A 15,166-nucleotide genomic window follows, 5' to 3' on the forward strand; every position below is an offset into this window, starting at 1 on the left:
CCGTTCGGCGGCCGATGATCGTCGCCGCCGACGCGGTCGCGCCCTGGCGTTGCGAAAAGGGGTATCGTCCGGCCCTGTTAGGCTTCTCGGTGGGAGCGCTGGCGATGACCGCAAAGACGTCCAAATCCGCAGCGAAGGCCGCGGCCAAGCCGGCTGCAAAGCCGGCGACGAAGACGGCAAAGGCGAAGGCCGGCAAGCCGGCCGACGTAACGCCCGCGTCCCGGCGCAAAGCCACGGCCGCGAAGCCCGGCAAAGCCGCGGCTCCCGGGCCGCGATTGCTCTCCGGCGGCAATCCGCAGATCCCCAAGGGCTACGGCGACGCCCCGGTCCAGGCCTATCTCGACGCGGTCCCGGGCTGGAAGCGCGAGATCGCCCGCCGTCTCGATGCGCTGGTCGAACGCACCGTGCCCGGCGTGGGCAAGGCGGTGAAGTGGAACACGCCGCTGTACGCGGTGGAGGAGGGCCATTGGTTCCTCGCCATGCATTGCTTCGACCGTTATCTCAAAGTCACCTTCTTCCGCGGCGCGGCGCTGGACCCGCCGCCGGCGCACGCATCGAAGATGGCCGACGTGCGTTATCACCATATCCACGAGCACGATCCCTTCGACGAGGCGCGACTGGCCGATTGGATCGCGCAGGCCAGCCGCCTGCCGGGCGAGCGCATGTGAGCGCCGCCGGCTCCGAAGTTTCGACCACGACCGCAGGAACCAGCGCATGAGCAAGAACACCGGCGCGGACGCCGCGCCCACCGATGTCGCCGCATCGCGGCTGATCGACGAACGCATCCAGGAACTCGCCGACTGGCGCGGCGAGACCTTGGCCCAAGTGCGCAAACTGATCCGCGAGGCCGATCCGCAGATCGTGGAGGAGTGGAAGTGGCGCGGGGTGCCGGTGTGGTCGCGCGGCGGCATCGTGTGCACCGGCGAGACCTACAAGAGCGCGGTCAAGCTGACCTTCGCCAAGGGTGCGTCGCTGCCGGACCCGAAGGGCTTGTTCAACGCCAGCCTCGACGGCAACACCCGGCGCGCGATCGACATCCACGAAGGCGACAAGATCGACGGCAAGGCGCTGCAGGCGCTGGTGCGCGCGGCGATCGCCTTGAACGCGTCGAAGAAGAAGTAACCGCCGCGCGCGCCGCGGCGCTTCGCGCACCGGGTGGCCGGTGCCGGCCGTCTCCGGCCGCGCGGATTGCGGCCGCATGACTGGCGCCGGCGCCTGCCACCGATGCTGAATGCGGGGTCGCGTCGCGGTTCAGGCGGTTTCATAGTCCGTCCATCAGCGCCTGCGGCCCCGCGGCGCGTTCCGCCACGTTTTCTGGCTAGACTGCGCGCGGATCAACGCACCCACGGACGAGCATGCGCTACCCCATCTACGCCGCCCTGCCGCTCGCGCTGCTGCTGGCGGCCTGCAAGCCGGCCGCTTCCGCCGCCGATGCGGCCGCCGCGGCCAAGGCCGCGCCCGCGCCGGCACCCGCCGCAGCCAAGGCGCCCGAAGCGACCTCGGCGCCGGCCGTTGCGCCGGTCGTGCCGACGCCTGCGGCGACCGTCGCCGAACCCGAGATCGCCCAGTCCTTCTCCAAGGACATGACCTACAGCGACCTGCGCAAGCGCCTGCTCGGCGCCGGTTGGCTGCCGCTGCGCGATCCCGATTGCCGCGGCAACGTCGGCGGCGAGGCGCGGGTCTGCACGTATCTGCCCGAAGTCGAAGGTTGCAGTTCCGACGGCTACTGCAAGATGTGGTTCGCCAACCGCGACCTCGGCCTGCGCGTGCGGGTCGGCACCTACGGCCCCAACGACCGCGGCAACACCCTCGGCAACGGCACCGCCACCGCGGTGCGCTACTGGGAGTTCGTCGGCCTGGATGCGCCGGCCGCGGCGGCGTGCCCCTCGCGCGATTTCGACCAGTTCCTGACCCGGTTCGCGGCCGATCCGGCGCTGGCGCGCCAGTTCACCGCGCCGCTGGTCAAGGTGGTGGAGCTGCGCTCGGACGAGGACGGCGACGTGCCGCAGCCGGTGTACGTGCTGGGCTCGGCCTATCGCGGCTTCGATGTGCGTTATCAGAACGGCGCCTACCACTTCGTCTACGAAGGCCAGCCGGACAAGCAGCCGCTGAAGTTGAACGTGTCCAAGCAGGGCGCGAACGCGCGCCTGGTCGCCTACCGGCTCAACATGTCCGAAGGCAATTCGTACCGTTTCGAAGACAAGGGCGGTTGCTGGAGCCTCACCGAAGACCCCGAGCCGCCTTCGCCCTGAGGCGCGCGGCCGGCCCGCATTCAACCACCACCGGACTCACCAAGGATCAGGAGAGCAGTCATGAGCGGAAGGTACCGCATCAGCGAGAGCGTCGACCGTCATGGCGGGCGCGAGGACGTGCACAGCTTCGAAGACCTGGAAAAGCACCATCCCAGCGCCGGGCGCGAGGACGGGCGCGACTACGAGGTCATCGGCGGCAAGCTCGAGGAAGTCCGCCATCTGTCCGACGGGCGCACCTTCATCAAGAAGGATTTCATCCTCTCGCAGGACACCCCGGGCCCGGTCAACATTCCTTCGCCGGTCGCCGGCTACGTGCACCGTCTCAACGACGGCACCAACACCGTGCAGATCTACGATCGCCCGTTCGGCGAGGCCGGCGCGGTGCGGCTGGGCCAGGTGCTGCACATGGCCCACGGCTCGACCTTGCCCGAAGGCGCGCGCGTGGAGTACGGCCAGCCGCTGGGGCGCATGGGCGATGTCGGTTCGCCGGGGTCGATCCATGCCCACGTCGAAGTCGAGCGCGGCCAGTTCCAGAACTACGTGCGCGACATCGACAACGGCACCATCCAGCCGGGCACGATCTCGCCGATGCGCGACGGCGTGCTGCGCCGCGGCGAGCAAGGCGCCGAGGTGACCCAGTTGCAGGAGGCGCTGAACCGCAACGGCGCGCAGCTGCCGACCAACGGCGTGTACGGCCCGCAGACCGAGGCGGCGGTGTCCGCGTACCAGCGCTCCAAGGGGCTGGAGCCGGTCGACGGCATCGCCGGCCCGCGCACGCTGCAGTCGCTGGGGATCGCGACGCAGGCGCAGGCTCTGGCGCCCGCTGCGCCCGCTGCGCCCGCGCCGGTCGCGCCGGTCGCGCCGACGCCTGCCCCGGCGCCCGCGCCGGCCGCGACTACTCCGACGCCGACGCCGAGCCCGACTCCGGCAACGCCCACGCCGGCGACGCCCGCCGCGCCCGCCGTCGCCGCGGCCACGCCGCAGTTCCGCGACAGTCCGCTCAGCGCGCTGATCTCCGGCGGCGAGGGCGGCTACAACTCGTTCAACCGCGGCCGCGCCGGCGACGCCAATGGCGCGCAGATCGACTTCTCGAACCTGACCGTCGGCGAAGTCATGCGCCGCCAGCGCCTGCACGAGACCAACCCGGGCCATCGCGACGAGCTGTTCGCGGTCGGCAAGTACCAGATGGTCCCGGGCACGATGCGCGAGACGGTGGAACGGCTCGGCATCGACCCGAACGCGCGTTTCACCCCGCAGCTGCAGGAGCGCATGTTCGCCGACTACCTGGTCGACGAAAAACGCCCGCAGGTGCGCGCGTTCATCACCGGCGACGGCAATCCGCAGTCGCTGCGCGGCGCGCAGCTGGCGCTGGCGCAGGAGTTCGCCAGCGTCGCCGATCCGAACACCGGGCGCAGCTACCACGACGGCGTGGGCGGCAACAGTTCCTCGATCACCGCGGCGCAGTCCGCGGCGGCGCTGACCCAGATGCGCGAGCGCTACCAGCAGAACCTGCAGAGCGGGATGTCGGCCAACGAGGCGTATCGCGAGGTCTCCACCGGCGATCGCAACAGCGGCTATCCGTCCGTGCTCGGCGGCGCGTTGCGCGAGGGCCGCGGCCGGCCCGACGACGTGCGCGAACTGCAGGCCGCGCTGAACCGCAACGGCGCCCAGTTGCCGGTCACCGGCACCTTCGACCGCCCGACCACCGACGCGCTCAAGGCCTTCCAGCGCAGCCACGACCTGGAGGACGACGGCATCGCCGGCGCCAAGAGCCTCAACGCGCTGGGCATCGGCCAGCCGGTCCAGGGCCAGCCAGTCCAGGGCCAGACGCAAACCGCGCCCGCGCCGGCGCGCGAGCAGCCGCAGGGCGCGACGCCGGCTCCCGCTACCGCCGCGCCGGGCGCGACGCCGGTCGCGCCGACGCCGCAGACCCGCGGCGCGGTCGAGCCCACGCCGATCCGCCCGGCCGCGCCGCTGCTGTCGGATGCGAACCATCCCGACAACGGCATGTACCGCCAGGCCGTCGCCGGGCTGGAGAAGCTCGGCCCGCAGGCCGGCTTCGGCGGCGACCGCGACAAGCTCGAGCGGGCCGCGGCGACGATGGTGTACGAGGCCAAGGTCAGCGGCTTCGACAAGATCGACCACGTCGTCGCCAGCGCCGACGGCCAGCGCCTGTTCGCGGTGCAGGGCGAACTGCAGGACCCGAGCCACCGCCGCGTCGTCGCCGACAAGGCCCAGGCGGTCGGGCCGTCGGTTGAGCAGACCACCCAGGCGCTGGCCCAGGACGTGCCGGCCAACGCGCCGCTGCGCCAGGATCCGCAGCAGACCCAGGCCAAGGCCATGGCGCAGTAACGCCCCGCGCGCCGCGCCGTCCTGCGCGGGCGGCGCGGCGGCGCGGATCCGCCGCGGTGCGCGTCGGGCCGCGGCGCGGCTCGGGCCGCAACGTTTCCGGCCGACGCCGCTCACCACGTACACTCGCCTGCGCAGGCGGCGCGGATCGCGCCCGCCCGCGCATCGCCTCGCGATCGCGTCGCCCCCGTGGGCGCCGCGCGCGCGTCGGCGTTGTTTCCGCACCGGCGCGGGCGCCTGCCGCCGCTCCGAACGTTTTCGCCTTTCTCCGACCGTATTCGATGCCATCTGCCCAGGACATCCGCTGTTCGTTCGCCTTCACCCCCTGGGAACGCGTCCGTCTCGCCGCGGTGCTGACCTTCCAACGCAAGCTGTTCCTGGCGTTCGCGCTGGCGTGGCCGGCGGTGGGCCTGATCCTGGCGATCCTCGCCCTGGCCGGCGGCGTGCCGGTCGGCGCGCCGCTGTGGCGCATGATCGGCTTGTGCATCGTGTTCATCCCGGTGCTGCTGGCGCTCAGCGCCGCGGCCGGTTTCCTGGTCCGTCGCGGGCCGCAGGAGCCGTTCAACTACGTGTTCGACCGCGCCGGCGTGCACGTGTCCACGTCCGCGTTCGCGCACACCCATCCGTGGTCGGCGATCGTGCGGATCAAGCGCAGCCAGGGCTTCGTGCTGCTGTTCTTCGCGCCGCGCCAGGCGCACGCGATTCCGCTGCGCGCGCTGGCCTCGCCGCAGGACGAGCAGGCGCTGGTCGCGCTGGCGCAGGCCGCCGGCGTGGGCGCGCCGCGGGCCTGATGCATATCCGCGCGCTGCGGCCGGACGAGGCGCCGGCGCTGCTGGCGATCTTCCGCGCCGCCGTGCGCGTAACCGCCGCACGCGACTACGCGCCGGAGCAGATCGAAGCCTGGTCGCCGGCGCAGTGGCCGCCGGCGCAATGCGAACGCTGGATCGAGCGGGTGCGCGCGCTGCATCCGTTCGTGGCCGACATCGACGGCGTCGCCGCCGGCTACGCCGACCTGCAGGACGACGGCCTGATCGATCATTTCTACGTGTCGCCGGACTTCGCCCGCCGCGGCGTCGGCGCCGCGCTGATGGCCCACCTGCTCGCGCTGGCGCGCGAGCGCGGGCTGCGCGTCGTGCATTCGAACGTCAGCCGCACCGCGCAGCCGTTCTTCACCCGTTTCGGATTCGACATCGTGGCGCAGCAACGGCCGGTGGTGCGCGGGGTCGAAGTGCCGAATGCGCGGATGCGCGCGGTGTTGGCCGAACCGGAAGATCGGCGATGAGTTTCGACCTCGACCGCGCCCATCGGCACAGCGCCGGCCATCGCGCCGAGTTGCTGGCCAGCGAGCGCTGCGGCTGCTTCTATTGCCTGGCGGTGTTCTCGCCGCAGGCCATCGACGAATGGATCGATGCGGCGGACGACGCGGACGCCGACAGCGACGACAACGAGACCGGTACGACTGCGCTGTGCCCGGTCTGCGGCATCGATGCGGTGATCGGTTCGGCGGCCGGTTTTCCGCTGCAGCGCGAATTCCTGCACGCGATGCGCGCGCGCTGGTTCGGCGGCGTGGACTGACGCCGGCATGGACGCCGCCTTGCTCGCCGCCACCGGCACCCTGCGCTACAGCCCGCAACTCGGCCACGGCGGCCACACCCGCCGCGACGGCGGCAGCACGCTGTGGTGGCTGATCGTGGACTGCGATCCGGAGCTGGGGCGCTACCTGCGCCATCAGTTCCTGCTGGGGCATCGACGCACGCGCCAGTTGCAGAGTCCGCTGTGGGGCGCGCATATCTCGGCGATCCGCGGCGAGCGGCCGCCGCGCGAAGCGCTGTGGAAGCGCTGGGACGGGGCGACGGTGGCGTTCGAATACGACCCGGCGGTGCGCGAGACCGACGGGTTCGTGTGGTGCCCGGTGCGCTGCGAGCGACTGCTTACGTTGCGCGAGGAACTGGGGTTGCCGCGCGAGCCGCAGCCGGGCTTGCATCTGACCATCGGCAATAGCCGGGTGGGCGGGGTGGAGTGAGAGGTTGGGGCGGCGTGGGGCGCTGAGCGGAAAGCGTCGGGACTGAAGTCCCTCCCACAAAAGCCAGGAAGTCCCTCCCGCAAAGCAGGAAATGCTTGCCACAAAGCAGGCAGGCCTTCCTTACGAAAGCGGTAGGCCGCTCCTGCGGAAGCACTGAGGACGATCCCGTGCGATCCGGGGCGGGCGGGCCGGGTCGGGGAGAAAAGTGGCCCGCTGTTCATGTTTCTGTGCCGGCCGGAGGCGCCCGCACTTCGCAAACCCTACATGAATAAAATCGGTTAAGTCCCGCAATGCCAAGGTTTTTTGCCCCGCAATCGCGTGCTACTCTCGCGCCGATGACCCGACGCCATACCGCCCGTTGCGCCTTGTTCGGCGCGCTCACGATCGCGTTGGCCGCCTGCGCTACGCAGGCGCCGATCGCGCCCATCGCTTCGGCCCAGGCCGCCCCGCCGGCGACCCCGGCGTCCCGGCCCGCCGCTCCGGCCGCGCAGGCTCCGGCGCCGGTCAAAGCGGCCACGCCCGTGGTCGGCACGCCCGCGTTGCCCGAGCCGGTGGTGCAGATGCCGCTGGAGCAGGCCCGCGCCCAGTTCGTCGCCAACACCGCGATCCAGTACGGCCTGGAGCCGGCCTACATCGAGTCGGTGCTGGCCAAGGCGCAGATCAAGGACGCCATCGTCGCGGCGATGTCGCGGCCGGCCGAAGGCAAGCCGTGGCGCGATTACCGGCCGATCTTCATCACCCAGGCGCGCATCGACGGCGGCAAGGCCTTCCTCGCCGAGCATCGCGCGCAGCTCGAGCGCGTGCAGGCGCAGACCGGCGTGCCGGCGGAGATCATCGTCGCCATCGTCGGCGTCGAGACCAGCTTCGGCAAGAACACCGGCAAGTACAACGTGGTCGACGCGCTGTACACGCTCGCCTTCGCCTATCCGCGCAGCGGCGACCCGGCCAAGCTCGATCGCGAGAACCGCCGCGAGGCGTTCTTCCGCGGCGAACTCGGCCAGTTGTTCGCGCTGGGCAAGGAAGAGGGCATCGACATCACCACCCTGACCGGCAGCTACGCCGGCGCGATGGGCTGGGGCCAGTTCATGCCGTCGAGCTACCGCGAGTTCGCGGTGGACGGCGACAACGACGGCAAGCGCAACCTGTTCACCGACCTCGACGACGTGTTCGCCTCGGTCGCCAACTACTTCGTCAAGAAGGGCGGTTGGGTGCGCGGCGGCCCGGTGGTCGCGCGCGCCGGCCGCGATCCGAGCGCGCAGGACTTCGTGCCGGAGAACATGGACCCGGTGTACTCGCTGACGGACCTGGCCGCGCGCGGCTACCGTCCGCTGACCCCGGTGGCGTCGACCGAGACCGCGACGCTGCTGAATCTAGATGGGGTCAACGGTCCCGAATACTGGCTCGGTTTCCGCAACTTCTACGCGATCACCCGCTACAACATCTCCAAGCATTACGGCATGGCGGTGTATCAGTTGGCGGAAGCGATCGCCGGACGGGAGAATCCCTTGGCCACCGCGATCGCACCCGCTGTCCCCGCCGCGCCCGCCGCCGCGCCGGCGCCCGCCGCCAAACCCCAGGCGCCGCGCCCGTGAGCGCGGCCGGCCCGAAGCGGCCGTCGATCGATTGGATCGGACGGCTGGTCGTCGCCGCGCTGCCGCTGGCCCTCGCGGCTTGCGCCAGTTCCCCGAAGAAATCCAGCTCGCAGGCGCACGCGCTGCCCGACCGCGACCGCGTCCACAGCTCGGCCCTGGCCCACTCCGGCGGACGCAAGAAATCGCCGTACGCGGCGGCCCAGGAAGACCTCAGCAAGCGCGGCAACTACAAGGCCGGCGGCCTGTACGCGCCGGGGGTCAAGGACACCACGCCGGACTACATCCCCGACGTCGATTCCATTCCCGAGCCCGAAGTGGTCGCCGAGGCGCGCTCGCAGTTCGGCAACCGCTCGCCGTACGTGGTGCTGGGCAAGTCCTACAAGGTGCTCGACTCGCACGACGACTACGTCGAGACCGGCACGGCGTCCTACTACGGCCAGAAATTCCACGGCCGCCGCACCTCCAACCTGGAGGTGTACGACATGTACGCCTTCACCGCCGCGCACAAATCGCTGCCGCTGCCGAGCTTCGCCCGGGTCACCAACCTGGACAACGGCAAGGCGGTGACGGTGCGGGTCAACGACCGCGGCCCGTTCCACGACGGCCGCGTGATCGACCTGAGCTACGCGGCCGCGGTCAAGCTGGGCATCACCCAGCGCGGCACCGGCCGGGTCGAGGTGCGCGCGCTGCATCCGGGCGAAGCGCCGCCGCCGATGTACGCCAGCGCCGCCAACAATCCGCCGCCGGCGCCCGCCGCCGCGCCGCCCAAGACCCCGAGCGAGAAAACGCCGAGCGCGATCGACCGGTTGGTCTCGGCGATGCCGATCGCCAGCGCCAACGCCGGCGAACTGCCGCCGGGCGTGCGCATCGCCACCGGCAAGCCGACGCCGATGAACGCGGCGTCCGCGCCGGTCAAGACCACGGTCGCGACCGGCAAGCCGGCGCCGGTCGCGGCCGAGCCGGCCAAGACCACGGTGGCCACCGGCCAGCCGGCGCCGGCCAAGACCGTCGCCAGCGCCGCCCCGGCCGCAGCAGCCGGCAAATCCGGTCCGCACGACTACCGCTTCGACATGATGCAGAACGGCAAGTCGATGACCGCGGACGAATTCGACGCCTGGATGAAATCGCGCCAGGTGCGCGTCGCCACCGGCCAGCCGGTCGCGCCGGCGCCGGCGAAGGCGCTGACCAAGGCCGAGAAGCGCGCGCTGGAGAAGCAGCAGCGCGAGCAGCAGAAACTGCTGGCCAAGCAGCAGAAGGAACAGCAGCGCGCCCTGGCCGAGGCCGAAAAGGCGGCGAAGAAGGCCGGCAAGGCCGCGCCGGCCACCGCCGTCGCAGCCGCCTCGCAGACCGCATTGCCGGCGCCGCCGGCCGCGCCGCCGCCGCCGAGCCCGGCCAAGGCCGCCGCGGTGGTCGCCGCCGCGACCCCGGCCGCGGGCGACGTGACCCTGCAGGTGGCCAGTTTCTCCGCCCGCAGCAACGCCGACCGCGCCCTGGGCATGCTGCGCGGCGCCGGCATTTCCGCGGCCCGGCTGCTCGACGGCAACTCCTCCAGCGGCCAGAAGATCTGGCGCCTGCGGGTCGGCCCGCTGCAGGCCGATGCCGCGCCGGAACTTGCGGCCCGCATCGTCGGTCTGGGCTTCGGTCAGCCGCAGCGCGTGCGCGACTGAGCGCCGCGCAGGCGGGCAGGGCGGCCGGGAACGGCGGCGTCCGGCCTACGACCGACTGAACCCGCCCTGCCGGCCGAACCGGCCGGCGGCTGCAAGCGCCGCGCATCTCAGGCACGATGCACGGCTCGCGGACCGCGGCAGGAAGGCACGGTCCGGCCACTTTCGACGGTGGCCGCCAGGACGGCGGCGCCGACCTCCAAGCCTTGCGGCCGGCACGGTACCGGTCCCGGAGACAGTTCAACGATGAGTTCCCGCTTTAAGAGAATGGCCCCGCGCGCGGCCGCCTTCGCCGCGCTGACCTCGGCCTTCCTCGCCACCGCCGTCGCCGGCCTGGCTTCGGCCCATGCGCCCGCGGCCAAGCCCGCCGCCGCTGCCGCCACCCCGGCCGCCGCGCAGCCGCCGGCCAGCGATTCGCTGCCGGTCCCGCCGCCGCCGCAGATCGCCGGCACCGCGTGGGTGCTGATGGACGCCGCCAGCGGCAACATCCTGGCCAGCCATGAGCCCGACATGCGGGTCGAACCGGCCAGCATCACCAAGGTCATGACCAGCTACGTGATCGCCGCCGAGATGGCCGGCGGCAAGGTCAAGGACACCGACCAGGTGATGATGACCGAGAACGCCTGGCGCAAGGGCGGCGCGGCCACCGACGGCAGCTACTCCGGCTTCGAGGTCAACAAGACCGCGCCGCTGGTGGAGATGGAAAAGGGCATGGTGGTGCAGTCCGGCAACGACGCCGCGATCGCCCTGGCCGAGCACGTCGCCGGCAGCGAGGACGCGTTCGCCGCGCTGATGAACCAGTACGCCGCGCGGATCGGCCTGAAGAACAGCCACTTCATGAACCCGCACGGGCTGTCGCAGGAGAACCACTACTCCACCGCGCACGACCTGGCCCTGCTCGGCCGCGCGCTGATCCACGACTTCCCGACCGCGTACTCGTACAACAAGATCAAGGAACTGAAGGTCGGGCCGATCACCCAGCCCAACCGCAACCTGCTGCTGTGGCGCGATTCCTCGGTCGACGGCATCAAGACCGGCCACCATTCCAAGGCCGGCTATTGCCTGATGGCCTCGGCCCAGCGCGGCGACCAGCGCCTGATCTCGGTGGTGATGGGCTCCAGCTCCGAAGCCCAGCGCGCCAGCGACAGCCAGGCCCTGCTCAACTGGGGCTTCCGCTTCTTCGAGACTCACAAGCTCTACGACGCCGGCAAGGCCATCGCCAAGCAGAAGGTGTGGAAGGGGCAGAGCGCCGAAGTGCAGCTCGGCGTCGCCGAACCGCTGCTGGTGACCGTGCAGCGCGGCAAGTACCCGCAGCTCAAGCCGAGCATGGACGTGCCCAAGACCCTGGTCGCGCCGATCAAGAAGGGCCAGGCCATCGGCATGGTCAAGGTCATGCTCGACGGCAAGGTGGTCGCGCAGCGCCCGCTGGTGGCGCTGGCCGCGGTCGAGGAAGGCGGCTTCTTCAAGCGGCTGTGGGACGAGTTCTGGATGTGGTGGGAGTCGGACTGAGCTTCGCTCCCCCCGCGATGAAAAAGGCCGGCATTCGCCGGCCTTTTTTGTTGTTGTGGGAGGGCCTTCAGGCCTGAAGTTCTTGTTTCGGATCGCCGCGACCTGGGCGAAAAGCGTCGGGCCTGAAGGCCCTCCCACAAGAGCGAAGAGTATCGGGCCTGCAGGCCCTCCCAAGCTTTCAGCGCTTGGCCGCCGGCAGCTTGCCGAGCATCGCGCCGCGGAACTTCGTCGCCAGCGCATGGAACCCGGCCTCGGTCGGGTGCATCTCGTCGAACCACTGCCCCGGCTGGGTCAGCGTGCCGCGCAGGTCGACGTAGTCGAACACCGCGGCGAAACGCGCATCGGCCTTGAGCGCGCGCAGCACGTGCTGCTCGAAGCCGTCGATCAGCAGGCGCGCGAACGCCGGCCGCTCGGCCTCGGCGATGCCCTGGATGTACGGCCCGATCCACGGCCCCACGCTCTTCTTGAGCAGCGCCGCCACGCCGAGGTTGCCCGGCGTCAGCGCGCCGGCGCGGCCGATCAGCAGCGGGTAGTCGTAGGTGTGCGCGAGCACCGGCACGCCCGGCCGCGCCGCGATCGCCGCCTGCAGGAACGACGCGTAGGCCTTGCGCACGGTCTCGTACTTGCCGCTGTCGAGCACGCGCTGGAACGCCGCCTGCGCGCTCAGGCCGCTGCGGCTGCCGAGGGTGCGCTTGAGGAAGCCCTCGACGAAGTCGTTGCCGCCGGCGCTGAGCAGGATCAGGTCGAATTCGAAATTCGCATACCAGCCGATCAGGTCGTCGATGTTGTCGCGCACGAACATCGAGCGCTTGGGATCGTCGGGATTGCGCGAGGCGTGGTCGCCGCTGCGTTCGGCGCGGAAGAACAGCCCGCCGCGGCCGAGCAGCGGCACCCCGCGTTCCTCGTCCTGCGGCGCGGGCGAGACGATCCAGTCGAGCAGGTTCATCGCCAGCGGCGTGGAGAACCACGAATCGCCCTCGCAGAACACCACCGGCGTATGCGCCAGCGCGCCGCGGCGCTTGAGCTGCTGGTACAGGGCGCGGAACTGGCCGCGCAGGGGCAGGGCGACGGACTGGCTGGCGGGCATGGCCGGGCTCCGGGAGCGATTTGAGTGCCAATTTACCGCGCGTTGTGCGCAAAAATTGAGACTGTCCGGTTGCCGAGGCCGCCCCTCGCCGGCGCGGCGTGGGCCGCGGCCGCGCCATCGTGGAGACGGCGTCGCCGCGGTTTCGCGATCACGGCTCGCGCCGCTGCTACAGCGGCCGCGGACCCGCGGCGGCGACCCGCTCGCGCCAGCGCCGCTTCTCGATCCCGCGCACGTTCGCCTCGCCCGCCAGCGCGTCCAGGTACGGCATCAACCGCAGCAGTTCGTCGTCGTGCGCGTCTTCGCCGCGGTATTCGCTCACGCACACCAGGTTGCCGTAGTTCTGCGCGTGCTTGCTCGGCGTGTCGTCGATGGCGATCAGCCGTTCCAGCCGATAGCCGTGGGTCTTGAGCTTTTGCAGGCGCTTGCGCTAGAGGTGCTCGCCGGTGTTCCAGTCGCGGCTCAGCGAACAGCGCTCGCTGGCCCACAGGAAGCGCAGCGACTGCGGCGGGAACAGTTCGGCGCAGACCGCTTCGGCGTAGAGCCGGCCGGAGGAGGTCCACACGCCGATGTCGTAGCGCGCCAGCACGTGGTCGAGGAAGGCCTGCAGGTGCGGGCGGCGGTAGACGTGGTAGTCGAGGGCGCGGAAGTCGGCCGCGCGGTCGAGCTCGACGTCGCTGGCGTGGATCAGGGTCTCGTCCAGGTCCAGCATCAGCGCCAGGCGGTCGCCGCTGGGCGGCGTGGGACGGTCGCGCGCGATCACGGCGCTGGCGCCGGCGCGGCGGCCGGCGCCAGCGCACGCGCCTGGCGCCACAGCCCGTCCAGCAGCGGCCAGGCGTTGCGGTCGCAGGCGCGGTCGCGGGCGTAGTAGCGGCCGTCGATGCAGGCTTCGAAGAAGGCCTGGCGCAGGCGGTGGCGATCGGCGCAGAACACCGAGCTGCGCTGCGGCGCGGACCACAGCTCCGGCGCGCTCAGCGCTTCGCGCAGCGGCGCCAGCGCGGCCAGCGGCAGTTCGCGTTCGGTCGCGGCCGCGCCGGGGGCGAGCGCGCGCAGGCGCGCGCGTTCGCCGTCCAGGCGCAGGTCGAGCCGCCAGGTCTTGCGGTCCGGGCCGCCGATCAGCACGGCGTAGCGCTGCCGGATCGGCGCGTCGTCGGTCTGTGCTGGGGCCGGCGGGCGGGCGAAGTCGGGCGGCAGGCGCTCGGCTTCGACCTCGTCGGCGCCGCAGCTGGCGGCCAGGGGCGGCTCGCCGGCGGGGGCGAATTGGGAGGATTTGCGCAGCAGTTCGCGGATGTCCGGGCCGGTCGCTTCCATCGGCTGCGGCGGCAGCGCGATCCAGCCCTCGTGCTCGGGCTTGCGCAGGGCCGGCACCGCCACCGCCAGCACCGCCGCGAACAGCAGCAGGGCGAGCAGGCCGGGGGCCTTGAGGCGGATCGAATGCTGGCGGTCGCGCGGACCCATCGTGGCCTGACTGCGGAACGGGAGCCCCACGTTAACGTTTGTCGCGCCGTTTCGGCAGGGCATGGGCGCCACCGTCGGCGCGGCCGCGGCCATGCCGAATCTGGCGGCTGCGGCCGGGCCGCCGCCGCCGCGCGCCCGGTGCCGCGCCGCGCCCGCGTTCCACCAGCGCAATGCCGCCGTCCCGCCGCCGCGCTTGGGTTGCCCTGCGCACGGACCCATAATGGCGGGCATGGACATTCATTCCGACAACCCCGATCACGGCTTCCAGTTCCCCGGCACCTTCGAGCTCAGCGCGATGGGCGCCGCCGAGGCCGGCCTGGAGCGCGAACTGCCGCGGCGCCTGCTCGAAGCCGGGATCGACGTGGAAACCGAAACCATCCAATGGAAGCATTCCTCGACCGGCAAGTACGTGTCGATCCGGATCAGCTTCCGCGCCGCCGACCGCGCCCAGTACGACCTGGCCCACCAGGTGCTGCGCGACCATCCGGAAGTGAAGTGGACGCTGTAGTCGACGCCGTCGCCGAGTTCTTCGGCGCCCCGTCCGCGCCGCCGCGCGCGCAGTTGCGCGATCTCGGCCGGCAACCCTACGAACCGGTATGGCGGGCGATGCAGGCCTTCACCGACGGCCGCGACGGCGACACCCCCGACGAGCTGTGGCTGGTCGAGCACGATCCGGTGTTCACCCTCGGCCAGGCCGGCAAGAACGAGCACGTGCTGATGCCGGGCGACATCCCGGTGATCCACGTCGACCGCGGCGGCCAGGTGACCTACCACGGTCCCGGACAGATCGTGCTGTATCCGCTGCTGGACCTGCGCCGGCTCAAGGTCGGCGTGCGCGAGTACGTGGACCGGATCGAGCAGGCGGTGATCGACACCCTCGGCGAATGGAACCTCGAAGGCGCGCGCCGCGACGGCGCGCCCGGCGTGTACGTGGCCGGGGCCAAGGTCATGGCCCTGGGCATCCGCGTGCGCCGCGGCTGCACCTTCCACGGGCTGGCGTTCAACATCGCGATGGACCTGTCGCCGTACCAGCGCATCAACCCCTGCGGTTACCAGGGGCTGCAAGTGACCTCGGTGCTAGACTTGGGCGGCCCCTCGGGCATGGACCAGGTCAAGCCGGTGCTGGTGGCGAACATCGCGCGCCAGTTCGGTTTGAGCGTCGAGGATGCGGCGCCGTTGAATTTCGGCTGACCCAGCGCGGCACGACGCGGCAGGCGTCCGCGGCCCTCCCCCAG

At 71.4% G+C, this 15,166-nt stretch carries 14 protein-coding genes and 3 pseudogenes; 13 read left to right on the forward strand and 4 right to left on the reverse strand.

The genetic code is table 11. From position 1 onward, the window contains the following. Window positions 1–14 precede the first annotated feature (14 nt). From RDV84_RS10690 to RDV84_RS10740, 11 genes and pseudogenes are all read left to right on the forward strand, one after another. Window positions 15–668, forward strand: coding sequence for a DUF1801 domain-containing protein (locus tag RDV84_RS10690; protein WP_309153399.1), 654 nt, complete (start codon window positions 15–17; stop codon window positions 666–668). A 46-nt stretch (window positions 669–714) separates the two neighbouring features. Next, a complete protein-coding gene (locus RDV84_RS10695) occupies window positions 715–1,122 on the forward strand; it encodes a DUF1801 domain-containing protein (protein WP_078995881.1) in 408 nt (135 codons plus the stop codon). Window positions 1,123–1,355: 233 nt separating this feature from the next. Further along, a complete protein-coding gene (locus RDV84_RS10700) occupies window positions 1,356–2,252 on the forward strand; it encodes a hypothetical protein (RefSeq protein WP_309153400.1) in 897 nt (298 codons plus the stop codon). 60 nt (window positions 2,253–2,312) lie between these two features. Continuing rightward, window positions 2,313–4,604: a peptidoglycan-binding protein gene (locus RDV84_RS10705; RefSeq protein WP_309153401.1), complete on the forward strand. Its 2,292-nt coding sequence runs from the start codon at window positions 2,313–2,315 to the stop codon at window positions 4,602–4,604. A gap of 278 nt (window positions 4,605–4,882) precedes the next feature. Further along, window positions 4,883–5,392 carry a YcxB family protein gene (locus RDV84_RS10710; RefSeq protein WP_309153402.1) on the forward strand — a complete coding sequence of 170 codons (510 nt, stop codon included), beginning with the start codon at window positions 4,883–4,885 and terminating at the stop codon, window positions 5,390–5,392. Further along, window positions 5,392–5,883 (forward strand): GNAT family N-acetyltransferase, encoded by a 492-nt coding sequence (locus tag RDV84_RS10715; protein WP_309153403.1) that lies wholly within the window; start codon window positions 5,392–5,394, stop codon window positions 5,881–5,883. The genes RDV84_RS10710 and RDV84_RS10715 overlap by 1 nt, the downstream gene beginning before the upstream one ends. Beyond that, window positions 5,880–6,176, forward strand: coding sequence for a hypothetical protein (locus RDV84_RS10720; protein ID WP_309153404.1), 297 nt, complete (start codon window positions 5,880–5,882; stop codon window positions 6,174–6,176). Before RDV84_RS10715 ends, RDV84_RS10720 begins: the two co-directional genes overlap by 4 nt. A 7-nt stretch (window positions 6,177–6,183) precedes the next feature. After that, window positions 6,184–6,624, forward strand: coding sequence for a hypothetical protein (locus RDV84_RS10725; protein ID WP_309153405.1), 441 nt, complete (start codon window positions 6,184–6,186; stop codon window positions 6,622–6,624). A 335-nt stretch (window positions 6,625–6,959) separates the two neighbouring features. Continuing rightward, window positions 6,960–8,135 (forward strand): annotated as a pseudogene (gene mltB, locus RDV84_RS10730) (lytic murein transglycosylase B); the annotation flags it as partial. Window positions 8,136–8,212: 77 nt separating this feature from the next. Next, window positions 8,213–9,883: a septal ring lytic transglycosylase RlpA family protein gene (locus tag RDV84_RS10735; RefSeq protein ID WP_425606280.1), complete on the forward strand. Its 1,671-nt coding sequence runs from the start codon at window positions 8,213–8,215 to the stop codon at window positions 9,881–9,883. A 264-nt stretch (window positions 9,884–10,147) separates the two neighbouring features. Beyond that, window positions 10,148–11,389, forward strand: coding sequence for a D-alanyl-D-alanine carboxypeptidase family protein (locus tag RDV84_RS10740; RefSeq protein ID WP_309153406.1), 1,242 nt, complete (start codon window positions 10,148–10,150; stop codon window positions 11,387–11,389). Window positions 11,390–11,446: 57 nt separating this feature from the next. Here RDV84_RS10740 and RDV84_RS26220 read toward each other — a convergent pair. From RDV84_RS26220 to RDV84_RS10755, 4 genes and pseudogenes are all read right to left on the reverse strand, one after another. Beyond that, window positions 11,447–11,629, reverse strand: a pseudogene (locus tag RDV84_RS26220) (DUF6053 domain-containing protein); the annotation flags it as partial. Further along, window positions 11,568–12,476, reverse strand: a complete 909-nt coding sequence (locus RDV84_RS10745) for a hypothetical protein (protein ID WP_078995874.1) — start codon at window positions 12,474–12,476, stop codon at window positions 11,568–11,570. The pseudogene RDV84_RS26220 and the gene RDV84_RS10745, both read right to left, overlap by 62 nt. Window positions 12,477–12,642: 166 nt before the next feature. Further along, window positions 12,643–13,185 (reverse strand): annotated as a pseudogene (locus RDV84_RS10750) (NIF family HAD-type phosphatase). Between the two features lie 47 nt (window positions 13,186–13,232). Further along, window positions 13,233–13,931 (reverse strand): hypothetical protein, encoded by a 699-nt coding sequence (locus RDV84_RS10755; RefSeq protein WP_309153407.1) that lies wholly within the window; start codon window positions 13,929–13,931, stop codon window positions 13,233–13,235. A gap of 229 nt (window positions 13,932–14,160) precedes the next feature. Between RDV84_RS10755 and RDV84_RS10760 the strand changes: the two genes are divergently transcribed. Continuing rightward, entirely contained in the window at window positions 14,161–14,439 is a 279-nt protein-coding gene (locus tag RDV84_RS10760; protein ID WP_057950289.1) for a DUF493 family protein, read from the forward strand. Continuing rightward, window positions 14,427–15,122: a lipoyl(octanoyl) transferase LipB gene (gene lipB, locus RDV84_RS10765; protein WP_309153408.1), complete on the forward strand. Its 696-nt coding sequence runs from the start codon at window positions 14,427–14,429 to the stop codon at window positions 15,120–15,122. The genes RDV84_RS10760 and lipB overlap by 13 nt, the downstream gene beginning before the upstream one ends. Window positions 15,123–15,166: the final 44 nt, after the last annotated feature.

It is taken from the genome of Lysobacter yananisis, assembly GCF_031199375.1.
Classification (GTDB): Bacteria; Pseudomonadota; Gammaproteobacteria; order Xanthomonadales; family Xanthomonadaceae; genus Lysobacter; species Lysobacter yananisis.